Origin of the sequence: Chryseobacterium sp. PET-29, assembly GCF_025736815.1 — a bacterium.
Taxonomy (GTDB): domain Bacteria; phylum Bacteroidota; class Bacteroidia; order Flavobacteriales; family Weeksellaceae; genus Chryseobacterium; species Chryseobacterium nepalense.
This window is the reverse complement of record NZ_CP107053.1, coordinates 3857229-3881414: the sequence shown is the minus strand read 5'-3', so window position 1 is coordinate 3881414 and position 24186 is coordinate 3857229. Positions and strand designations below refer to the sequence as shown.

Sequence of the window (24186 nt, the reverse complement as noted above, 5' to 3'; positions counted from 1 at the left end):
AAGAGCTGACAAATCATTTATTAATCAGGACAGGATTGTTCACCGAATGCATACCATCCGTATGTTGCTCCGCCATCTTTACTTGTATAAATCTTAAAGATCCTGTTCGTAACATCCATTACCATCATTCCTTCTATCGGAGAGGTAAGGATAAGGGTCGTTCCATCGTCTGCAACAGGTTGATTGGAAGCATTAAACCTTACCCTGTTGATTACCATTCCTTTCGTCTTGGCTTCCAGTGCCAGCCAGCCGCCATTCCTTACCATCGGCCAGTTATCACCAGCAGAACCTGCTCTCGCAAGTGAGGTGATCCCTGCTTTGGTGTTAAGTGCTGTACCTGCTGTAACTGCCGGTTTATAACATACCGCTGTAGCGGTAGTGAAAGACATGTAGCTTAAACCTGCTAAACTAGCAGCAGACACCGGGAAGGCATAGTAATCCGTTCCGTTTACGGTAGCTGTACCTATAGCCGGAATTACTGTTGCAGTACCATCACTCAGCTTAGCTGCTGTTGTAGCGTAAATCAGTCCTGCTGCACTAGCCGATGGGAATGCAGAAGCAGGGAAATATACGGTGACATCCTGAGCAAAACTGCCTTTGTTCTGCATTCTCCATACTCTGGTCATACGCTTGGTATAGGTATTTCCATTAGATGCTAATACATTACCCGTTGTTGTGGTTGTACTTAACGAACCATTGTCATCACCCCATATCAGATACTGCATATCTGTATTAAACGTATTAACATTAGCACTATTAGTTGCTGCAGCCTCTCCTAAGGAAACTGCAACCTGGCTTCCCGTATTTACACTTTGGCTCTGTTTCTGATTCAGTGCTGTGATATCATCTCTTCCGATACCCGCGATGTTGAACTTATACACAGCATCTTTCGCCCAGCTTATTGTACCATCAGATGCCAGGTAATCCTGGATGGTGGACTGATCCATCGTGATACCATACTTTAATGAAAGATAACTGTTTACGCGCTGTCTCTCAATAGCAGTAAGGCTTTTTGAGTATTCTACCACTTCAGGTATTTTACCATTGGTGAATGCTGTCTGGTTGTAAGCCGCTCCTAATGAAAGAGGGCCATTAACCCAGTTGGTAGCACTAGCCACTGAAGTTCCTGCATTGCCGTTTACTCCTGCAAAGAGGGTTCCTGTAGCACGCCATCCTGAGTACAATACTGAAGCTCCGGTTCCTGCTAATGTATTGGTTACAGAAGTTCCGTTGCTTAGTGTTAATGTAGAGTTACCCTGAGTTGTAGAACGGAACTGAAGAAGGTTATTGCCCGTTGCTTTCGGTTCCAAGAAGTAGCGAGCCCCTGCGGATGCATCCGCCACGGCAAAAGTTGCTACCGACTGCTGTCCACCGATTGCCAAATCTCCTGTGATATCGAAGTTCTGAGATGATGCGCTGCTGAAGTTCATCACTGGGTTGAAGTTCATATTCACAGAAATATCATTACGGTAAACAGGTTGCTTGCTGCCTGTAGCCTGCGTTCCATGGCTGCCATTACCACTCTGGTCATTCCATTGTGATACCGGTGTGTTGTCTGTTGTTGCCGAAACACCATCATCCGCACGAAGCCATAGATTTTCACCTTCCACCCCTCCAGGAGCTTTTGTATAATACGCTATGGTAAAGTAGAATACCGGTGTATTGACCTGTGAAGCAGGAAGTGTAAAGCTGTAATAGTTTACAGAATTCACATTTACCGTACCTGTGCTTGCATAAGTAAGATTACCTGATGCAAACGTAGCACTCGTACTGTACAGAAGCGATGGAACATCAAGATTTCCGATCAAAGATGCCGGGATCAGTACCTGTACATCTTTGCCGAAGCTTCCCGTATTCTGTGCTTTCCATACACGGCTCAGCCTATTCCTGTTCGGATAAACCGCTGTAAATGGTATAGTACCTGCGGTATTATTATCTCCCCATGCCAGGAACTGAAGATCATTATCAAAGCTTCCGGTATTGGTATCATTGCTTCCTGTGATCGTATCAAGACCAAGAATTACCTGATTACCACTGTTCACGCTCTGACTCTGCTTCTGTTGCAGATCACTGAAATCATCCCTTCCGATCGCTGCTATATTGTTCTGGTATGTAGCATCTCCTGTCCAGAATGGTGTACTGTCTGATGCCAAATAAGTAAACAGGTTGGAAGAAGTTCCTAAACTTACTCCATATTTCAGTCCCATGTAGGAATCAACCCTTTGTTTCTCATTGGTAGTAGGAATTTTATTGTAATACACTACTTCACTAATAATACCGTTCCAGTATTCTCCGAGAGACTGTCTGGTTCCTATTCTTCCGACATTCAATGAAGTACTCACTGAACCGCCGATGCTAGTAAGCGGTCGCGCATTAAATGTACCAAATAAAGTACCTCCAGAAGCGGCACCATAAGAAAGAACAGGTGTATTGGATGCATATGGATTAGAGGTTGAAGCTAAAAGATCACTTCCAAACGTAGTTACCAATACATTGTTTCCGGATCTCATCAATCCAAAGTTCTGACCACTACCACTTGTTCCATAGCTACTGATCCATTCGAAAGTACCACCTGTTACAGAAGTCCTTCCTACACCAAAAACAGATCTTGATGTACTACCGGACGCCATTCCTGTATCACTAAATGAAAGGTAATTCGCATTAGCAGAATTAAATGTGAATGAGGAATTAAAATTCAGCAGTGCTGAACCTGTAGTATTGTATGTCGGCTGATTGCCGGCAACACTCTGTACAGCATCTGAATTTTGCATCTGGTCTGCCCATCTCAATGTGCTTCCCGTAGTTACATCGCGGTCTGCACGGTACCATCTCACCAGATTATCCGTAACTCCGCCAGGACCCGTTGCAGGAGCTGCAAAAGTAAAGTAATTTCCAGTAGGAATCTGCAATGCAGATGTTGTTCCTGATGTAAGCGGCACATAAGTAATACCCGATGAGAAAGAAGGATCCGTACTGTAGATAAGGTACGTAGCCCTGCTATTATTCACGTTAATATAAATGTTCTGTGCCGTTCCCGTCTGCTGAACTCTCCATACACGGCCCATCACAACACGTAAATTATTGGCAAGCCCTGTCTTTTGAGTGAAAACAGCTGCCTGTCCGTTGTTTCCGGTCATAAAGAAATATCTGTCATTGACAATATCCGTATGACCACCTGCACCACTCTGATTAGGATTGGTAAAGTTATTATCCGTGCTTAAGGTAATAATATCTTTTACCGGCATCTGTGAGGTACTGATACGCTGATGCAAGGTAGCCGTTCTGTCTTTAGCCAGACCTATGATATTATTGTTGTATCCCGAAGCAGCTGTCCAGACAACTGTAACTCCATCTGAAGCAAGATAGTTCTGAGGTGTTGTCTGATCCAGTGTTAAACCATATTTGATCGCCAGATAAGAATCTACCTGAGAACGTTGCGTACCATTTAATGCTTTAGGATAAACAATAAGTTCAGGCATACGTCCTTTAAAGAAGCTATAATTATAACCTCCGTCCCAAACGTTAACCCCTACTCCTGCTAGTCCTGAAGCTGTATTAAGACCAAGGTTTGAGCTGGAAATAGCGCGGCCTAATTCATACATACTGTTAGCGCTGCCATTATAGATGCTGCTGTTAATCGTAGGATTAGCATTAGTGCTTCCCCCACTTCCTGCTCTGTTGCCACCACCGTAATCTAGACGAAGCGGCCTGATCTCAACATTATAAAAAAGGTTAGTTGATGCATTACCCCAGGAAATTACTGAAGCACTTCCCGGTGATGCATAAGTTGCAATAACACTTCGGGAAGAGTTTCCAGATGGAAGTAACGCTCTGTTTAATCTGAAATAATTTGCAGAGCCATTATTAAAATTCACAACCGGATTATAATTCATCAGCGTTGAAGCCGAATTGTTATAAACAGGACGGTTACCTGCATTCGACTGTGTTGCATTATTACCCACACCACTCTGGTCATCCCATTGAGAAAGACCCGTTCCATTTGTGGTACTGGAAGTTCCTGCATCAGCTTTCAACCATAACGATTCATCAAAAACTCCTCCTGGAGCTTCGAGGAATGCTGCGAATGTAAAATAATTTCCATTCGGGATCTGAATTCCCGGTGTAGCACCTGCCGTAAGCGGCACATACGTAACTCCTGAAGAAAACGTAGCATCTGCGCTATACACTAAATAAGAAGCTTTGGCATTTGAAGATTTTATGTATACATCAAATGAAGTCCCGGTATTTTGTGTTTTCCACACCCGTTTCATGAGAGCATTCATTCCATTGATTAATCCTGATTTCAATGTGTATGATGTTGCCGCATTATTATTGCCCGTGATAAAGAAAGATTTGTCATTAGCAATATCCGTGTGACCACTTCCGCCGCTTTGGTTATTATTCGTAAAGTTGGCGTCCGTACTCAGCGTGATAATATCCGGCGAAGCCGACTGGCTCGTGGTAATACGCTGATGGAAAGCGGAGATATCATCTCTTCCAAGACCTACTATGTTATTCTGGTACACCGCATCAGAATTCCAGGTTCGGGTGATCCCGTCACTTGCAAGGTAATCCCCTTCAAGGACCGCACCTGATACAACTTCTCCTGAAGTAGCATTACCATTATTATTTCGGCCTAACGTAATACCGTATTTTAATGAAAGGTAACTGTTCAGCTGAATACGCTCTATTGCCGTGATATTACTTCTGTACACCACGAATTCTCCAATTAGCCCCCGGAATACGTCCTGAGCTCCCCACACATCGCCTAAGGTAATCTGCGGACAACCTACGTATCTTGTTTGCCCGGTAAAATTTAATACATTGTTCCCATTGATTAGTAAATTTGATCCATTGGAAGCCGTATTTTTGAAAGAGGCTACATTGATTGTTGCATAACCGGAATTACCTCCTCCATAAGCAATGGCTGTATTATCATTTGCTATCTGAGTGGTTGTCAATGCACGTTCGTCTAACGCCCCACCCCAGTCTGTACTCCACACATCCTGTACAGAAGGTAAATTAGCTTTATATACTATAGCAACGTCTGCATTCGGTGTAGTTGTACGGGAAATATCTGTCTGGGTGAAACCCCAAGTATAACCAACATCTCCAAAACTTGCCACACTGTTGAAATTGAGTGTTTTTCCAAGAACCATTTGTCCGCTTGAGGTATGGCCCTGGCAATTGGTAATATCCCAACGCAGGTTTCTGTTGTTTCCACTCTGATCCAGCCAGCTGGTAACACCGGCAAGGCCTGCATCACCACGAAGCCATAATGCTTCGCTTCTTACTCCACCCGGAGACTGCTCATAGAAAGCAAATGTCATATAGAATGAAGGCTGATTTACCATTACAGCAGGCAAAGTGAAAGCCCTGTAGCTTACGGAATTAACCGTAACCGTACCCGTAGGATTATACACCTGGTAGCTTCCTGCAAAAGTAGCATCCGTACCCGCAAGAAGGCTGCTTGTAGCCGGTACCAAAGCAAGAGGTACCAATACCTGCACATTTTGGTTAAGATTATTGGTATTCTGAACTTTCCATACTCTGTTCAAACGGCTGTTATAACCAGGGATACCCGTAAATGCAGAACTGCCGCTCTGATCATCATCTCCCCAAACTAGGAACTGCTTATCTGCTGCGAAGCTTCCCGTATTTGCCGTATTGGTAGCTGCAACAGAAGCAAGGCCCATAATAAGCTGATTTCCTGTATTTGCTGATTGGGACTGCTTTTGTACCAATGCGGAAGCATCATCCCGACCAATACCTGCGATGTTTTTGTTATAGGATGCATTAGCTGCCGCATTCCAAACTATACTACCCTGGGAGTTCACATAATTGGTTCCTGTAGTAGACGCATTAGGTGAAAGTTGTAAGTTATCTACTCCAATATCCACATTGGTTGTTGCCAAAGATATATCGGTAAATTTAATAGTAAAACTATTCCCATTACCAGTGAAAGACTGGCTAAAGGCCGTTGGTATTGTAGATGCCGGGGTGAGATTTTGAGTAGCAATTACAGAGTTAGTGACATTATCTATAATATCCAGTCTAAGTCTTACTGTGCCGCTGCCTCCACCGCCTCGGAAAACATCACCTGTAAAGTTATAAGACTGTCCATTTACAGTATTGATTTGCTGACTAATAACCCCGTTTGGAGTTGTATCAGAACCGTTAAAGGAAGGAGCTCCTGAAAATATACCTACATTTCCAGTACTACTCCAAAAGTTGAAATTATTGCTAAAATCTCCGTTATTAAAGTTTAATTTGGTACTTTGGTCTAATGTTACACCATATTTGATTGCTAAATAGGAATCTATTTTCAACCTCTCCAAAGCTGAAATAGTATTATTATAAACAATATATTCTCCAATGTTACCATTATAATAGCTACCTATACTACCAAATCCTAACATAGCACTATTTATTGTCGTTACTACTCCTGTTTGTATGCCCGTGCCATTTTGAAGATTATTTCTGTATGTAAATATTTGTCCTGAAGGCGATGCATAAGTGAGCGTATTTAAATAACTTACATTAGGAACAATTGTACTACCCCCAAAATTAGGCTGACCAGTTCCACAAGGAGCTCTATCAATATATATAGTCCCGTCACTTTGCCAAATTAAATCTCCATTTGCACCACAAGAACTATCAATATCTGAAATTCCTGTAGCAGTGGCTGAATTACTATTTAAAGCGGCAATCTGCGTATAATTGCTATCAATACTGCCATTCATCAATCCGGTCACAGAGGTTAAACTCATACTGTCATTCGTTCCATCAAACCTGATTGCTGTGTTAAAATTCATTATCCCTGTAGCTGCAGGCTGATTTGCTGCTGTGTTCTGTTGATAAATAAAACCAGAACCTGACTGATCCAACCATTGGCTTGATGAAAACCCTGCATTAGCTTTTAACCAAAGATTTAATCCTGATATTACACCCCCTGGAGCTGTTACAAATGCAGCAAAGGTGAAATACTGTCCTGATGCAAAATCTATAGTCGCTGTATAATACTGCACACCGCCAATGGTTTCCAAATTCATTGGAAGGCTTGTATCCGTACCATCAAATACAGCATCCGTACTTCTCAATAATACTGGCTGAGCAATCGACACAGATAGCTCAGATACCGGAAGGGCTACCTTAACCGTACCTACCGTTCCTGTTTCCTGTACTTTCCATACGCGCGTCATTCTAAAATTGGAGCTGCCAAACGCAAAAGATGTCGCAAAAGAAGTGCTTCCCGCATCTGAACCCCATACCATAAAACTGTTATCTGCAGTGAAACTGTTTGGATTATTAGCATTGGTATCGGAAATATTACCATTCCCGATTACCGGCTGAATGCCGCTGTTTACAGATTGGGATTGCTTTTGTGACAATGCAGAAGCATCATCTCTACCGATACCGGCTATATTGTTATTATAGACATTGTTCGCTGTTGCATCCCAAATCACACTGCCACTTGAATTTAAATAGTTCTGCCCTATCGTAGACGCATTGGGTGAAAGTTGTAAGTTATCTATTCCAATATCTACATTGACTGTTGCCAAAGATACATCGGTAAATTTAATGGTAAAACTATTTCCATTCCCCGTGAAAGACTGGGTAAAAGCCGTTGGTAACGTAGATGCCGGAGTAAGATTTTGTGTAGCAATTACAGAATTGGTAACATTATCTACAATATCTAACCTAAGTCGCACTGTACCACTGCCGCCGCCGCCTCGGAAAACATTACCTGTAAAATTATAAGACTGCCCATTTACGGTATTAATTTGCTGGCTAATAACTCCATTTGGAGTTGCATCAGAACCGTTAAAGTAAGGAGCTCCTGAAAATACACCCACATTCCCAGAGGTTGTCCAAAAGTTAAAGTTATCGCTAAAGTCGCCGTTATTAAAGTTGAATGTAGTACCCTGGTCTAATGTTATTCCATATTTAATTGCCAGATAAGAATTGACTCTTAAACGCTCCAGATTGGTTAATACTCTTGAATATAGCACTTGTTCTGAAATTGGACCACTCCAATAAAAACTAGGATCAGAATTACATCCTACACAAAGACTGTTAGTTGTATTTGAAACATATTTCCCGTTAGTTACCACCGACAAAAGTCTATTTGATACATAAATATTCTTGTTACTATTAGTGGAATTCAAAGTGGCATCGAATGTTAATAGTTCAGGAGTATTTACAGTATAAGTTGTGCTAAATAAAGTGTTCCAAACTGTGGGTGAAGAATCTCCGGTCCAGAACTCTCTTACTCCTGCGTTATAATACCAGTTCCAGCCTCTTGTTGCAGAAGTCGTACTTCTAGATCCAATGGGTGATCTGTAACTACTAATATTGTTAAGGTTATGCATTGAGAATACCGTAATGTCCCCATTATAACTTGGCGAATATGGTACTGTTAAATAGTCATTTGTCCCATCAAAGACAACAGTAGGATTAAAATTTAAAACGCTTGCTCCACTATCCCTATAAACTGGTTGGCTAGCAGTTGTACTTTGCACTGCATTATTTGCATTAGCCTGGTCATTCCATTGAGATATAGCCGTATTATCAACAGTACTTGAAGTTCCTGAGTCTGCTTTTAACCAAAGAGCAGTGCCCAGAACACCGCCCGGCGCTGCAACAAAACCTGCAAAGCTGAAAAACTGGCCTGAAGTGAAATCTACTGTTGTCGTATAATACTGTATGCCGCCAATTGTTTCCAAAACCATGGTCTGCCTGATATCAGTACCGTCAAAGACAGCATCCGTACTTAACAATAAGGTTGGATTGGTGACACTTCCCGGTACATCACTTACCGCCAAAGCGACTTTCACCGTTCCCACCGTTCCGGTTTCCTGTACTTTCCAGATTCTTGCCATACGGTTATTAAGTCCGCCAAAAGCAAAAGCCGTTGCAAAATTGGTGCTGCCTGTATCAGAACCCCAAACCAAGAAGCTTTTATCTGCGCTGAAGCTGTTGGTATTATTGGCATTGGTATTAAAGATATTTCCGTTACCAATTACTGGCTGAATGCCGCTGTTTACAGATTGAGATTGTTTTTGACTTAATGCGGAAGCGTCATCTCTACCGATACCGGCAATATTGTTATTGTATGTGGAATTTATAGTGGCATTCCACAATACTGTAGCATCACTCGCCAAATAATTTTGAACAGTCGACTGATCTAACGTAATCCCATATTTTATGGCGAGATAACTTTCTATACGATTGACCTCTGCAATTGATAAAGCAGATTGGTAAATTAAAGCTTCAGGTATTTTTGAAAGATTAGGAATATTAGCAGTTTCTGTGAATGCTCCTACCTGTAATTTTCCAGTAGTATAAGATGTAGAACTAGTAAAAGCTGTTCCCGTTTTACCATTTGCTTTTACATATGAACCATTTGTTGTTCCATTACTCCAAACCCCTGTTCCTATTGTAGGTATATTTGCAGATACAGCAACAGAATTCCCTATATTTCCATTATGATAAATACTTAGTGTCCCAGCAGTAATGTAAAAAGCAGAATTACCACCAGTAGCAGAAGAAAGGATATTAGCAGCTGCGGTTGTACTTGTACTCATAAATACAGCAAACTTACTATAGTTAGTATTATTTGATACTGGAATAGAAGAATTGCTTTCAAAATAATTGCTCCCTGAAAACTGCATAACGGGGTTAAAATTCATTCCAACCTGAGAATATTGAGGATTAGATACGCCAGAAAAATTATTTAAACCATCAAACTGATTTTTCCAAACATTTACGTTATTACCTGTCAATATATTATCTCCCGAATCAGCCTTTAGCCAGGCAGATCCTCCTAATACCCCACCCGGAGCCGTAACAAATCCTGCAAAGCTGAAAAACTGCCCGGAAGTAAGATCTACCGTCGTGGTATAATACTGTACGCCGCCAATCGTTTCCAGAATCATGGTTTGTCTGGTATCTGTGCCATCAAATACGGCATCTGAACTTACCAGTAAGGTCGGATTGGTAACACTGCTTGGTAGATCACTTACTTTCAGGGCGACTTTTACTGTTCCCACCGTACCGGTTTCCTGTACTCTCCATATCCTTGCCATGCGGTTATTCAATCCGCCAAAAGCAAAAGCCGTTGTAAAATTAGTACTCCCCGTATCAGAACCCCAAACCATAGAACTCATGTCCGTGTTTAAGCTGTTGGAGTTTGACTGATTGGTCGCTGCAATAGTAACGTTCCCAATCACCGGCTGCAAGCCACTGTTTACCGATTGCGACTGTTTCTGAGAAAGCCCGGAATCATCATCCCTACCAATACCGGCGATATTATTGTTATACCCCGCATTGGTTACTGTATTCCAAACTGTTGTAGAGCCATCTGACAAAATATAGTTTGACCCTAAGCTCGCACCATACTTCAATGCCAGATAAGACTCTATCTGATTTACCTGTGTCGGCGTCAGTGTACCGCGATAAGCCAATATTTCAGCAATATCAGAAGAACTACTTGAATAATATCCTCCTCCTATTTTCATATTGATGGCTGTCCCGTTATTATCTGTTGTAGCCAGCTGCTGTACACCATTGTAGGATAGTGTAGATGTATTTGAAGTATTTGTTACATATGTTGCCCTATATACTCCATAGCCGTTCTTTGCGGTATAGCTGGGAACATTTCCACAGGCAAAAGCATTCGATGTTAATCCTCTATGATTATTTGCAGAACTTGAAGAAAACATCATTCTCCCATTCTCTCCCCTGCCATTAGCTACAGCAAATACTGAAACATTGGCGTAAGTACCTCTGGCAATATTAAGACCTGTGTCATAATAGCTGGTAATGCCGGAAAAGACAAGACCCGGGTTAAAGTTAACCTGATTATTGGTTGATACAACAGTACCTGTTCTGGTGACTGTAGTATTTAGCGGCGAGCGATCTGTCCATGATGCACCACCGGAGTCTGCGCTTAACCAAAGTGCGAGGTTAGAGCTAACTCCACCGGGATTTTGCGCATATATAAAGCTTACCGTGAGCAGCAGCACTAAAGCTACCGCCCTGGACAGGAACGCTTTTAGCAGAACCGCACCTTTTTGAGGCGGCTCATAATTAATAAATATTTTCATACGAAATTTTTTAATAGTTAAAAAAACCTTGCGAAATTTTACGGGAAATCCATAGCTCATATGAATTATAAATCTGCGGATATTAAGATCCCCAAAATGTCACAAGAATTTGTGTTCATTTTTAATAACTATAAAAGGCGGAGGACGGCTACAAAATAATATGGAAATTTTGTTTAAAGAGAAACTACTGTAAAAAAAAGAAAACAATACCTTCGCAACAAACAGAAGAGCAGCACAAAAACAAATAACACACAATGCCAGTATAAACCTGAACCATTGGCTGTCATTTAAGGTACCCATCCAGAAATAATTTCCCAAAGTACCTTCAGCATATTTGCTTTTTGACCCGGACATACGCGGATACGCATACAAATTGCTCTTTTTATCCCTAAGGTCTTGATTGAGTCTTTTTTTTCTTTTTCCAAAAGAGACTTTCAATTTCAACTTCCCCTTTTTGCTATTTTTAAAAGAGTTTTCTAGCCTGTTAAGCGGCTGATTTGATGAATCATTATTACTTATCTCTAGCTGTGCATTGTATTCTGAAGCTGTTTCGACTTTAGCTTCCAAATAAAATACTGAAGCTCCACCTGAAATGTGTACAGCATTGCTTTCAGAAAAAGATTGTGATTTAAAAAAACAAACGACAAAAATATAACATGCCAAAAGCAGCTTTCCGTAATGTCGGAAAGCTACTGCTTTGGGAACAAATAGTTTTATTTTCATCATATTGCTTTATGAATTGCTTCGGCTATGGTTTATCCATAACTTATAAAATTCAGCGTTTGTGTTTTATCTTTTATGCTTTTCCATCGGAAAAACATTTTTATCACATTTGTTAGACTTATTTATAATATCTCTAATATTGGCATATTTTGCACAGTTATAACATTTTTCAAACCGGCAAATCCCTTTTTTAAAAAAATTTATAATCTTTATGTCCTTCTTTATTAATTACAAAACAACTTAGATCAATTTTCTCTAATTTTATTTTTTAGACTTATGAATTCGGATAGCAATCCAAGAATTTCATTTGTAGAAAATAACTCTAATAATCACGTTTGTTTTACTTCTACAAATTTACGTTCAACATATTGATTAACAATTCATTTTAGCGTAATAAAATAATGATATATTTGTAATATTTAAATTACAAAACATACATCACCATTAGCCCTTTAAATATGGTATTAAAAAATAGCATCGGAAATGATATTGTTATGAGTACTGCTTTAAATAGAGATCTATTATGATTAAATAAATAATATTTTTTATATTTAAACCAAAACAATTAATGCACAGGATGGTATAGATATATTAACTTCCTAAACAGAACACAAATAAAAAAGCTTATAAAAAACACATCAGCCTTATAAATACAAATGATATGAATAAAAAAATACTTATTGCCGATGATTATTTCGTCGTGATGACAGGCATTAAAATGATCCTTAAAAAATATTTAAAAAATATCGACCTTGAATATGCTCTAAATTATGATGAGGTTTTCGAAAAGTTAGCTGATAAAAATGATTATGCGCTTCTCATTCTGGATCCTGGTTTACAAGGAAACCAAAAAAAGATAATTGCCGAAATTAAATGCAAGTTTCCAAATATAAAAATTCTTATTTTTTCAACACACAATACTGCTGAGGTGGTCCCCTTTATTCTGGAAGGTGCAGATGGCTATCTGAACAAACTTTCTCACGAAGACGAAATTGCACGGGCAGTTTTAGAAGTTTTAAATACAGGTAAATATTATTCAAAAGAAATTATGGATGCACTGATTCATCACTCAGTTTCCAGCAAAAGCAATCCACTGGAAAATCTTTCTGAGAGAGAGAAAACGGTGTATAATTTATTAATTAAAGGATATGGTAATCTGGAAATTGCCAATGAGCTGAAGATTCATGTTGCCACAATAAGTACCTATAAAAGAAGGATTTTTCAAAAACTGGGAACCAACAATCTTATTGATATTTTAGAAATAAACAGAAAATACTCATTGTAATGAAATGCTGAAAATGATTACAACCTAATTTTAAATGGTCTTAAGTAATTGTTTTACTGAAAAATCATCTAAAATCAGGTTATAATTTAATTATTTCCATTTGATATTGCAGCCCATGCTTGGTCTCTGAATCTCTTCCTGAGGCTCTCCCGCCAAAAGATTTTCAAAGGCAATAATCAGATCTTCACCCGTTACATCTTTATTATTACCCGGTCTGGAATCATCCATCTGCCCTCTGTAAATAAGATCCAGCTTTTCATCGAAGAAAAAGAAATCCGGAGTACATGCGGCATCATAGGCCTTTGCAATCGCCTGGCTTTTGTCATACAGATAAGGAAAATCAAATTTTCTTTCAATCTGGAATTCAATCATTTTTTCAGGAGAATCTGCAGGATATTTTTCGACATCATTGGAGTTGATGGCTATAAATTCAATTCCTCTTTCATTATAATCTTCGTACAGTTCATTTAATTTGTCAATAACATGAAGTACAAACGGACAATGATTGCACATAAAGATCACTAAAGTGCCTTTTTCTCCTTTCAGATCATCTAATGACTGCATTTCATTGCTTTTTGAAGGATTAGGAAGTTCAAAAAAAGGTGCTTTTGTACCTAAATCAATCATATTTGAGGGAGTATTCATAACTTTTTTATTTGCTCACAAAGATAAAAGATTTTCTTGATTATTCTAGTAAGGAAGATGGATGTGGAAAGTTGGAAATTTTAAAATTACAGTCGATTGAATTGGGCTATAAAGTATATTAATTTTTACAATAATTAAAAGATTAACAATCTGATATCACTTATAGCCTCCCATTCTTCCAGCATCCAGTCAAATTTTAAAGTCCTTCAAAAACCTTCTTTCAAAAGTTAAACCTAAAAATTTGTTTGGAAGTTATGTTAAAAAGTTTGTAGTTTTGCTAACACTGTTAGTAATATAAAAATCATGGGCTTACATGAACGCCGCCAAAGAGAAAAAGAAAATATACGTGCCAGTATTCTGGATGCGGCTTTTTCTTTGGCTAAAACCGAAGGCTGGGCTTCACTTTCCATGAGAAAAATTGCCGATGCTATTGAGTACAGTGCGCCGGTAGTTTATGATCACTTTGAAAATAAAGAAGCTATTTTATATGAAATTTCATTGAATGGTTTTCATTGTTTACACATTGAACTGTTGAAAGCTCAGAGAGAACACGACAATCCTGAAGATCAGTTGAAAGCTATTGTAGATGCTTACTGGAAGTTTGCATTCAAAAACAAAGAATACTACCAGCTGATGTTTGGATTGGGAATGCAGTGTAGCGGAAAGGGGATGATGAAAGAAGAATTTTCGTCGTTTCAGGATATGCTTTACGAATGTACTTATGCAATCATCAAGAAAAACGGATCCAATACTGATAATGCCTGCCATATGTCTCACGCATTATTCTCAGCAGTTCATGGATTGATTTCCATCATGATGATGCGCAATGATGATATTCCTTCAACGATGAATAAAACGACTTTGGATGAAACTGTTTCTGCTTTCATTAAGTCATTATAAATTTTTTTGAATTTATAATTAACACCGTTAGGAATATTAACACCGAATTAATATAAACTTTTTCATTAAGAAACATTTAAAATAAACTATCATGTAAAATTAGAATTATCTGTAGATTTTTTTACACTTAAATTAACACCGTTAGCAAAAGTAACACGTTAAATCTAAATCAATCTTTTTAAAAACATTATGAAAACAACTGCTTAAAGCCAATATTAAATTTCTGTATATTTTTTTTAATACTTCATTAACACCGTTAGGAAATATAACAGATATTAAATTAAAAACTTTATTATTTTATTTAACACTTCATTAAAAATTTAAACTCAAAATGAAAATATTTGGAAAAACGAGGATTATTGTACTCATTGCAAGCATTATCCTTTTACAAAGTTGTACCAAAGCAGCAGAAGGATCAAACGCAGCTCCGCCACCTCCACAGCTTCCGGTTTATACCGTTATCACTTCACCAGCAACTGTTTACCAGGAATTCCCTACCGCATTGGAAGGAAAAAACAATGTGGAAATAAGATCTCAGGTTGACGGATATTTAGATAGAATCTATGTGGAAGAAGGTGCTTATGTAAGAGCCGGACAGCCTCTGTTCAAAATAGATTCAAGAAGCTACGGCGAACAGATGAATATGGCAACAGCCAACTTACAGGTTGCCAATGCCAACATTCAGAAAGCGAAAGTAGAAGTCGACCGCCTTGAACCTCTTGTTGCCGCGAAAGTGGTTTCCGAGGTACAGCTGAGAACCGCAAAAGCAAATTATGCCGCCGCAGTGGCAGCCGCTTCACAGGCAAGAGCTTCTGTTGGAAGCGCAAAAATCAATGTAGGATTTACAACCATTACCGCACCGGTAAGCGGATATATCGGGAGAATTCCTTATAAAAAAGGAAGCCTGATCTCAAGAACAGATCCCAATCCATTGACGTTACTGTCTGATATCAGCGAAATCTATGCATACTTTTCTTTAAGCGAACTGGATTTCATTGCTTTTCAGAATAAATATCCGGGAGCAACTCTAAATGAAAAACTGAAAAACATGCCACTGGTAGATTTGGTAATCGCCGATAACAGCATCTATACTGAAAAAGGCAGAATGAGCATTGTTGACGGACAATTCGATAAAACTACCGGAGCCATTAGCGTTCGTGCCGTATTCCCGAATCCAAACGGAGTTTTGAGAACCGGAAATACAGGCAGAGTTCGTATGCCACAGCTATTCGATAAAACATTGGTGATTCCACAGGAATCCACTTACGAAATTCAGGATAAAACGTACGTCTATGTAGTTGGGAAGGATAAAAAGGTTACGGGAAAACCGGTAACCATATCCGGAAAAACAGACAGCTACTATTTTATTTCTGAAGGATTATCGAAAGGAGATAAAATCGTATTTACAGGAATCGGTGTATTGAAAGATGGAGTTGCCATTCAGCCAAAAACTATTTCTTCTGATAGTTTGCTTAAAGCAAGACCTTTATAACTGTTTAAATTTATTAACCACAAAAGTCACAAAAGCTTCTTCTCTGTTTTAAAGTTACAATTACTAACACTTAAAGTTCACAAAAACGAAAATCGAAGATTTTTAAAACTAATGTGTTCTTTTTTAAAGCAATAACTAAACTTAATGTGACTAATGTGTTTAAAAGCTTTGTGTCCCTTGTGGTAAAAAAAGTTTAAACAACATTAAAAAATAAACTTCTTATGTTAAAACAATTTATAGAAAGACCGGTACTTTCAACGGTTATTTCCATCATACTATTATTATTGGGTGCTTTGTCGCTCTTTAATTTACCCATCGCCCTCTTTCCGGATATTGCACCGCCGAGTGTTCAGGTGACCGCGTTTTATCCGGGTGCGAATGCGGAAGTTGTAGCCCGTTCGGTAGCAACTCCTATCGAAGAAGCGGTAAACGGTGTGGAAAACATGACCTACATGACTTCCAACTCCAGTAACGACGGTACCATGACGCTGAGCGTATTTTTCAAACAAGGATCTGATCCCGATAATGCAGCGGTAAACGTTCAAAACCGTGTATCGAAAGCCATGAGTCAACTTCCGCAAGAGGTTGTACAGGCGGGAATTTCCACACAGAAAGTTCAGAACAGTATGATCATGTTTATGGGACTAACCAGTAATGATCCTAAACAATACGACGAACTTTTCTTACAAAACTATTTGAAAATCAATATTATTCCACAAATCCAGCGTATTCCGGGTGTTGCCCAGGCGCAGGTTTTCGGAACAAGGGATTATTCCATGAGACTCTGGCTGAAGCCGGACAGATTAGCAGCCAACAATCTTTCTCCACAGGAAGTTTTGAACGCTGTGAAGGATCATAACCTTGAAGCAGCTCCCGGACGTCTTGGACAGGGAAGTAAGGAAACGTACGAATATATTTTAAAGTATAAAGGTAAATTAAACAAAAATGAAGACTACGAAAACATCGCCATCAAAGCCAACAGCGACGGATCTTTCCTGAGACTGAAAGACGTGGCAAGAGTAGAATTTGGTTCCTATACGTATACAGCAGCCAACAGAGTTGACGGAAAACCGGTTTCAGGTTTTGCGATTATGCAGACGGCTGGATCTAATGCCAACGAAATCTTAACTGAAATTGAAAAGCAGGTAGATCAGTTTAAAACCACCCTTCCGAAAGGTGTTGAGCCGATCATCATGTACAACTCAAAAGACTTTTTGGATGCGTCTATTCATCAGGTTGTTGAGACGTTGGTCATTGCATTTATCTTGGTATTTATCGTCGTGTATATTTTCCTTCAGGATTTCAGATCTACTTTAATTCCTGCGATTGCCGTTCCGGTAGCGATTATTGGTACTTTCTTCTTTCTTCAGTTATTTGGATTCAGTATCAATATGTTGACCCTGTTCGCATTGGTACTCGCCATCGGTATTGTGGTGGATGATGCTATCGTTGTGGTAGAGGCTGTTCACTCTAAAATGGAACATACAGGAATGCCAGTTGAGCACGCAACAATGAGCTCAATGAGTGAAATTTCCGGAGCTATTATTTCCATTACATTGGTAATGTGTGCGGTATTTATTCCGGTTGGTTTCATGCAGGGCCCTGCGGGAGTTTTCTACAGACAGTTTGCCTTTACATTAGCTATTGCCATTATGATTTCTGCGGTGAATGCATTGACATTAAGTCCTGCTTTATGTGCGATGTTCCTAAATGATCCTCAGGGTGAGCACGGAGAGCACGGTAAAAAAACAGGCTTTGGTGCAAGATTCTTTAATGCATTTAATGTTAGCTTTAATAATTTAACTAAAAAATACATTTACAGCCTTAAATTTTTAATTAAAAATAAATGGGTTGCCGTAGGAGGATTGGTATTAATTACTGCCGCAAGTATTTTCTTAATTAAAAAAGCACCGTCAGGATTTATTCCTACAGAAGACCAGGGATTTATTTTATATGCGGTGAATACACCTCCGGGAAGTTCATTGGACAGAACCCACAGAGCAACCGAACAAATCGATCAAATCATCAACGGTGAAAAAGCTAAAAATCACCTTTGGGTGGCAGACGGTCTGAATTTCATCAGTAATGCCAATGCTTCTCCGTATTCTGCAGGTTTCATTAAATTAAAAGATCACGACCAGCGTGGCGAAATAACTGATCCTGATCAAATTGCAGCAGCATTGACAGGGAAAGTTTCGCAGGTAAAAGATGCCAATGCATTCTTCTTCAATTTCCCTACCGTTCAGGGATTTGGTAACGTTTCCGGTTTTGAATTTATGCTTCAGGATAAAACCAACGGTTCTTTGGAAAATTTAGGGACAACAACACAAGCTTTCATCGGAGAGTTGATGAAACGTCCGGAAATTGCTTTTGCTTTCACAACCTATGCAGCCGGAAATCCACAATTCACGATCGAGGTTGATAGTGATAAAGCCAATCAGCTTGGAGTTTCCATCACAGAATTAATGCAAACGATGCAGATTTATTACGGAAGTAGCTTCGTTTCAGATTTCAACAGATTTGGAAAATACTACAGAGTAATGGCTCAGGCGGATATTCCATACAGAACGGATGCCAATTCTTTGGAAGGAATTTATGTTAAAAATAAATCAGGCGAAATGGTTCCCGTGAAAACATTGGTGACTTTAAAAAGAGCGTTCGGGCCTGAAACGGTGACAAGAAACAACTTATTCAACGCAGTGACCATCAACGGAACGCCAAAACCAGGTTACAGTACCGGAGACGCCATCAAAGCAGTGGAAGAAGTGGCAGAAAAATCTCTTCCGAGAGGATTTGGATACGAATGGACAGGGATTACCCGTGAGGAAATTAAAACAAGCGGACAGACAGCGTTTATCTTTATGTTAAGTATTTTATTTGTATACTTCCTGTTGGCTGCTCAGTATGAAAGTTATATTCTTCCTTTCGCAGTTATTTTAACGATTCCAACAGGGATTTTTGGGGTATTTGCTTTCACAGGATTGGCTGGAATTGATAATAACATTTACGTTCAGGTTGGTTTGATCATGCTCGTCGGATTATTAGCGAAAAATGCAATCCTGATTGTAGAGTTCGCTGTACAACGAAGAAATGCAGGAAGATCCTTACTGGAATCCGCATTACAAGCGTCAAGATTGCGTTTAAGACCGATCTTAATGACCTCATTTGCATTCATTGTCGGAATGTTGCCGCTTGTATTTACGCAGGGAGCTTCTGCAAAAGGGAATCATTCAATCGGCTTCAGTACCGTTGGCGGAATGTTGACAGGCGTTGTATTCGGGATTTTCATTATTCCGGTGATGTTTGTGATCTTCCAGTATTTGCATGAAAAAATGCCAAGCAGAAAAAAGAAAAGACTTCAAAGACAAAAACTGGAAGCTGAACTTTTAGCTACAACTCATTAATAATATGCTTAACAAAGCTTTGAGAAAAATTTAGACTAAGATTTTAAACGCAAAGATTTAATTATTAACACCAAATATTTTAAAGAGTAAAGGGAGCGACAGTCGCTGATGAAGCTAAAGATTAAAGTACGCTTATCCAAATCAAATATAAATTGATTAAACTTTGCTCACTCAAATATTTTCCACATTAAATATTTCTTTGCGTTGAAAAAATTTATAACAAAACAATTTCTGAAACAATTTCTCAAAGTTTTGCATTCAATTAAAAGTTTAAAAAACTATGAAAAGAATAAAAAATATCATCATCACTTTTGGACTGGCTTTAGCTTCGGTCTCCTGTGTGTCCAAACTGGCATACAAGGAGCCTGAGCTCGAGCTGCCCGAAACATTCAAATATACCGCAACAGCAGATACCGCAAGCGTTGCCAACCTGGAATGGAGACAGTTTTTCAGCGATCCGATGTTACAAACATTGATTGAAAAAGGAATTAAAAACAACTACGATTTACAAATCGCTCTGAAGCAGGTTGCTTCTTCACAGGAAAAATTAAAGCAGGCGAAATATCTTCAATATCCTGACGTTGGTTTCGGCGTTTCTGCACAGATTTCAAAGCCTTCAAAAAACAGCATGAATGGGCAAAGCTTAAACTTATTTTTAGGGAAAAGCTATGTTGAAGATTACAATGCAGCGTTCAATTTATCCTGGGAAGCGGATATTTGGGGGAAAATTAAAAATCAGCAGGAAGTTTCAAGAATGCAGTACCTGCAGACATATGAAGCAACAAAAGCCATTCAGACACAAGTTGTTGCAGCGATAGCTCAGGGATATTATAATTTATTAATGCTTGATAAACAAATGCAGATTGCAAAATCGAACTTAGAATTAAGCAATAATACCCTTGCTCTCACAGAAAAGTTATGGCAAAGCGGTGACACGACTTCTTTGGGAGTTCAGCAGGCCACTGCACAAAAGCAATCGACGGAACTATTGATCACGCAATTGGAGCAAAATATTGCTATTCAGGAAAATGCATTAAGTATTCTGGTGGGCGAAAATCCCGGAACAATCAGCAGAACGATTGAGATGTCCGAAACCTCTTTACCACAGGAAATTTCCGCAGGACTTCCGGCAGCAATGGTGAGCCGTCGTCCGGATGTCCGTCAGCAGGAATTGGTGTTGTTAGAATCCAACTCAATAGTCGGAATTGCGCAGGCCAATATGTATCCTTCATTGAAAATCACCGCCAACGGAGGCGTAAATTCATTTAAAATTGACAACTGGTTCCAGATTCCGGCTTCATTGTTCGGATCTGTTTTAGGAGGATTGACTCAGCCTATTTTCCAGAAAAGACAATTGAAAACGGATTTAAATGTTGCTAAAATTCAGCGAGAGAAAAATGTATTGGCTTTCCGTCAATCTGTTTTGAATGCGGTAGGTGAAGTTTCAGATGCTTTGGTTTCTAATGAAAGCCTGAAGGTTCAGGAACAAAAGGCAGCCGAACAGGCGGCAACGTTAAAAAACGGAATTAAAAGTGCCGAAATGCTCTACAAAGGCGGCATGGCAAACTATTTAGAAGTGATAACCGCTCAGGGAAATTCTCTGCAGGCAGAACTTAATTTAGCGTCCGTAAAAAGACAGAGATTAAGCAGCATTGTAGATTTGTACCGTGCGTTAGGTGGCGGTTGGAAGTAGTAAATTTAAATTATATTGTTAATGGAATGCGGTCTTTCGGGGCTGCATTTTTTGTTTTTAAATTAAAAAAACACTCACGCTGTCATTCTGAACGGAACAACGTGAAGTGAAGAATCTATAAAATATTTATGGAGATTCTTCCTTCGTCAGAATGACAATCAGCAACTCTTTACATTAAAACATTTCCAAAAATCTTTGCAGATCTGCGAAATCTGTGGGAAGTAAAAAATTACTTCAAAGTCTGTTGACTAATATATCCAATCAACCCATCAAAATCTTCCTGAAAATATCCCAACGGCAAATAATGAATATCATCCGCTTTCCGATACCAGGTTAACTGGCGTTTTGCGTATCTTCGACTGTTTTTCTTGATTTCAGAAATGGCAAAATCCAGATCCCATTCGCCATCAAAATATTTGAATAATTCAGCGTAACCAACCGTATTTAAAGCCGTCAGATATTTAAATTTTTCTAAACTTTTTGCTTCTTCCAATAACCCTTTCTCCATCATAATATCCACTCTCCTGTTGATTCTATCGTACAATTCTTCTCTTGGCGCTTCAATTCCGATTCGAATCGTATTAAAATCTCTGGAATCCTGTGAAACAGCAATTTGTTCAGAATATTTTTTTCCGGTCTGCCAAATCACGTCAATAGCGCGCAAAAGCCTTCTGTGATTGTGAATATCTACCACGGAAAAATATTCAGGATCGAGTTCTTTCAACATTTCCTGAAGTTTTTCAATTCCCTCATTTTCCAGGATTTCCTGTAATTTTTTCTGATTGTTGTCATCAGCTTCCGGCAAATCATTTAGACCTTCAATTACGGCTTTTTCGTACATCATACTTCCGCCCACCAAAATGACCGTATCGTATTTTTCAAAAAGTTCATTGAGTTTTTTTAAAGCATCTTCCTCATATTGCCCGATCGAATAATATTCTTCCACCGAAAGATTACCGATAAAATGATGAGGTGCTTCCGCCAGTTCTTCTTCTGACGGTGAAGCAGTGCCAATCTTCATTTCCTTAAAAAACTGTCGGGAATCACAGGAAATAATTTCCGTGTTGAAATGTTTTGCCAGATCAATTGCGAGTCTCGTTTTCCCAATTCCGGTGGGGCCTACAACAGAAATTAAAGTTTTATTTTTCACGAAGCTAATTTACGAAAATGAGTTTACTTAATTGGCTGGAAGATGGAGGCCTGAAGATGGAAGTTAAAATTGGAGGTCATTTATATCCAAGACAATCTTCCCGCTTCCTGCATCCAACTTCCATCCTTACTACTTTAGCTAAACTATACACTTAAATGTTTATCTTTGTACAACAATAAAAAACTATGATTTTATCAATGACCGGCTTCGGTAGAGCCGAAGGTGTTTTTGAAGGCAAAAAGATTACCATAGATATTAAGTCACTGAACAGCAAAAGCTTTGATTTGAATATTAAAATCCCTTTACGCTATAAAGAGAAAGAATTTGAGATCAGAAAAATTCTCAACGACAGGATTATCCGTGGAAAAGTGGATTGCTACATTAACCTTGAGAATCTTGAAGAATCTACGGATGTGAAAATTAATAAAAATTTAATTGATTCTTACATCAGCGAACTTCGCAACATCGCTTCAGACGGCCCCGATTTCGAATATCTGAAAATGGCAGTACGATTACCGGATGCCATCACTTCAAGGCCCGATGAACTTTCGGAAGGAGAATGGGAAGCATTGGCTAAAATTGTACATGCTGCGGTTGACCGGTTTGGAGAATTCAGAAAAACGGAAGGTAAAATCCTGCATGAAGAGCTGGAAAGAAACATACAGAATATTGAAAAGAGCCTTTCCGAAGTTATTCCTTTTGAAGAAGAGCGAATCTCTGCTGTGAAAGAGCGTTATCAGAAATCTTTAAAAGAATTCGAAAATATAGATGAAACCAGATTCTACCAGGAAATGGCTTATTTCACGGAAAAACTTGATATTTCCGAAGAGAAAGTACGGCTTTCCCAACATCTTAAATACTATAAAGAAGTAATGGACAATGAAGATTTTAACGGTAAAAAACTGGGATTCATTTCTCAGGAAATCGGCCGTGAGATCAATACATTAGGTTCAAAAGCCAATCATTCTGAAATTCAGAAACTGGTAGTGATGATGAAGGATGATCTGGAAAAAATCAAAGAACAAACGTTAAATGTACTTTAAATTCAGGGTTTAATGTTTAAAATTCAAGGTTGTAAGCTTTGATATAAAACATATGCTTTGAATTATGAACGAAACTTTAAACTTTAAACTAAAAACTTTGAACAATAAAGTTATCATATTTTCAGCGCCCTCGGGAAGCGGAAAAACGACACTGGTAAAACATTCACTGGAAATATTTAAAGAACTGCAGTTTTCCATTTCCTGCACAACAAGGCAGCCGAGAGGAAGCGAAGTTCATGCGGTGGATTATCATTTTTTAACGCCTGATGAATTCAGGCAAAAAATTGCGGAAGATGCATTTGTAGAATTTGAAGAAGTGTATACCGACAAATACTACGGAACCTTAAAATCCGAAGTTGAAAAAATATGGAATCATGGGAAAGTGGTGATTTTTGACGTTGATGTAAAAGGCGGGATTTCCCTTAAAAAATATTTTGGAGAGCAGGCATTGTCGATTTTTATCGAACCGCCTTCCATTGATGAACTGGAACGAAGGTTGATTTCAAGAAACACGGACGATGCGGACACCATCAGAACCCGCGTGGCAAAAGCTGAAGAAGAAATGTCTTATGCAAAAGAGTTTGATAAAATCGTGATCAATAATGATCTTGACGAAGCAAAAAGAGAAATAGAAAGTTTAATAAAAAATTTTATTGGAAGTTAAAGGATGGAAGCCTGAAGTTGGATGACGGAAGTTTGATGGCTCATACACTTCAAACATTTTCAAATTCTGATTTCTAATT

Annotated in this window: 12 protein-coding genes; 8 read left to right on the top strand and 4 right to left on the bottom strand. The window is 38.9% G+C overall.

What is annotated here, in order from left to right; translation table 11 throughout:
- Window positions 1–20 precede the first annotated feature (20 nt).
- Window positions 21–11108, bottom strand: a complete 11088-nt coding sequence (locus tag ODE14_RS17580) for a hypothetical protein (RefSeq protein WP_263602339.1) — start codon at window positions 11106–11108, stop codon at window positions 21–23.
- A gap of 99 nt (window positions 11109–11207) precedes the next feature.
- Window positions 11208–11834: a hypothetical protein gene (locus tag ODE14_RS17575; RefSeq protein ID WP_263602338.1), complete on the bottom strand. Its 627-nt coding sequence runs from the start codon at window positions 11832–11834 to the stop codon at window positions 11208–11210.
- Window positions 11835–12492: 658 nt separating this feature from the next.
- Between ODE14_RS17575 and ODE14_RS17570 the strand changes: the two genes are divergently transcribed.
- A complete protein-coding gene (locus tag ODE14_RS17570; protein WP_263602337.1) occupies window positions 12493–13116 on the top strand; it encodes a response regulator transcription factor in 624 nt (207 codons plus the stop codon).
- A 90-nt stretch (window positions 13117–13206) separates the two neighbouring features.
- Here ODE14_RS17570 and ODE14_RS17565 read toward each other — a convergent pair whose 3' ends face one another.
- On the bottom strand, window positions 13207–13761 hold the full coding sequence (locus ODE14_RS17565) for a thioredoxin family protein (protein ID WP_263602336.1): 555 nt from the start codon (window positions 13759–13761) through the stop codon (window positions 13207–13209).
- Window positions 13762–14064: 303 nt separating this feature from the next.
- Between ODE14_RS17565 and ODE14_RS17560 the strand changes: the two genes are divergently transcribed.
- The 4 genes from ODE14_RS17560 (at window position 14065) to ODE14_RS17545 (ending at window position 21250) form a co-directional block, all read left to right on the top strand.
- Window positions 14065–14661 carry a TetR/AcrR family transcriptional regulator gene (locus tag ODE14_RS17560; protein WP_248394793.1) on the top strand — a complete coding sequence of 199 codons (597 nt, stop codon included), beginning with the start codon at window positions 14065–14067 and terminating at the stop codon, window positions 14659–14661.
- 331 nt (window positions 14662–14992) lie between these two features.
- Window positions 14993–16153, top strand: a complete 1161-nt coding sequence (locus ODE14_RS17555) for an efflux RND transporter periplasmic adaptor subunit (RefSeq protein ID WP_263602335.1) — start codon at window positions 14993–14995, stop codon at window positions 16151–16153.
- A gap of 221 nt (window positions 16154–16374) precedes the next feature.
- The gene (locus ODE14_RS17550; protein WP_263602334.1) at window positions 16375–19557 is read left to right on the top strand and encodes an efflux RND transporter permease subunit; all 3183 of its coding nucleotides are present in this window, start codon (window positions 16375–16377) and stop codon (window positions 19555–19557) included.
- A gap of 280 nt (window positions 19558–19837) precedes the next feature.
- Window positions 19838–21250, top strand: a complete 1413-nt coding sequence (locus tag ODE14_RS17545) for an efflux transporter outer membrane subunit (protein WP_263602333.1) — start codon at window positions 19838–19840, stop codon at window positions 21248–21250.
- 229 nt (window positions 21251–21479) lie between these two features.
- Here the strand turns inward: ODE14_RS17545 and miaA are convergent, their stop codons facing one another.
- A complete protein-coding gene (miaA, locus tag ODE14_RS17540) occupies window positions 21480–22400 on the bottom strand; it encodes a tRNA (adenosine(37)-N6)-dimethylallyltransferase MiaA (RefSeq protein ID WP_263602332.1) in 921 nt (306 codons plus the stop codon).
- 17 nt (window positions 22401–22417) lie between these two features.
- Here miaA and ODE14_RS17535 point away from each other — a divergent pair, with 17 nt between their 5' ends.
- From ODE14_RS17535 to gmk, 3 genes are all read left to right on the top strand, one after another.
- Window positions 22418–22555, top strand: coding sequence for a hypothetical protein (locus tag ODE14_RS17535; RefSeq protein ID WP_263602331.1), 138 nt, complete (start codon window positions 22418–22420; stop codon window positions 22553–22555).
- 30 nt (window positions 22556–22585) lie between these two features.
- Window positions 22586–23443: a YicC/YloC family endoribonuclease gene (locus tag ODE14_RS17530; RefSeq protein ID WP_248394801.1), complete on the top strand. Its 858-nt coding sequence runs from the start codon at window positions 22586–22588 to the stop codon at window positions 23441–23443.
- A gap of 64 nt (window positions 23444–23507) precedes the next feature.
- Complete coding sequence (gmk, locus tag ODE14_RS17525) at window positions 23508–24107, top strand: guanylate kinase (RefSeq protein WP_263602330.1); 600 nt, start codon at window positions 23508–23510, stop codon at window positions 24105–24107.
- Window positions 24108–24186: the final 79 nt, after the last annotated feature.

Bases quoted from the DNA above. Each gene is read 5' to 3' on its own strand.
- ODE14_RS17580 (WP_263602339.1), bottom strand. From the start codon at position 11,108: ATGAAAATATTTATTAATTATGAGCCGCCTCAAAAAGGTGCGGTTCTG.
- ODE14_RS17575 (WP_263602338.1), bottom strand. From the start codon at position 11,834: ATGATGAAAATAAAACTATTTGTTCCCAAAGCAGTAGCTTTCCGACAT.
- ODE14_RS17570 (WP_263602337.1), top strand. From the start codon at position 12,493: ATGAATAAAAAAATACTTATTGCCGATGATTATTTCGTCGTGATGACA.
- ODE14_RS17565 (WP_263602336.1), bottom strand. From the start codon at position 13,761: ATGAATACTCCCTCAAATATGATTGATTTAGGTACAAAAGCACCTTTT.
- ODE14_RS17560 (WP_248394793.1), top strand. From the start codon at position 14,065: ATGGGCTTACATGAACGCCGCCAAAGAGAAAAAGAAAATATACGTGCC.
- ODE14_RS17555 (WP_263602335.1), top strand. From the start codon at position 14,993: ATGAAAATATTTGGAAAAACGAGGATTATTGTACTCATTGCAAGCATT.
- ODE14_RS17550 (WP_263602334.1), top strand. From the start codon at position 16,375: ATGTTAAAACAATTTATAGAAAGACCGGTACTTTCAACGGTTATTTCC.
- ODE14_RS17545 (WP_263602333.1), top strand. From the start codon at position 19,838: ATGAAAAGAATAAAAAATATCATCATCACTTTTGGACTGGCTTTAGCT.
- ODE14_RS17535 (WP_263602331.1), top strand. From the start codon at position 22,418: ATGAGTTTACTTAATTGGCTGGAAGATGGAGGCCTGAAGATGGAAGTT.
- ODE14_RS17530 (WP_248394801.1), top strand. From the start codon at position 22,586: ATGATTTTATCAATGACCGGCTTCGGTAGAGCCGAAGGTGTTTTTGAA.
- gmk (WP_263602330.1), top strand. From the start codon at position 23,508: ATGAACGAAACTTTAAACTTTAAACTAAAAACTTTGAACAATAAAGTT.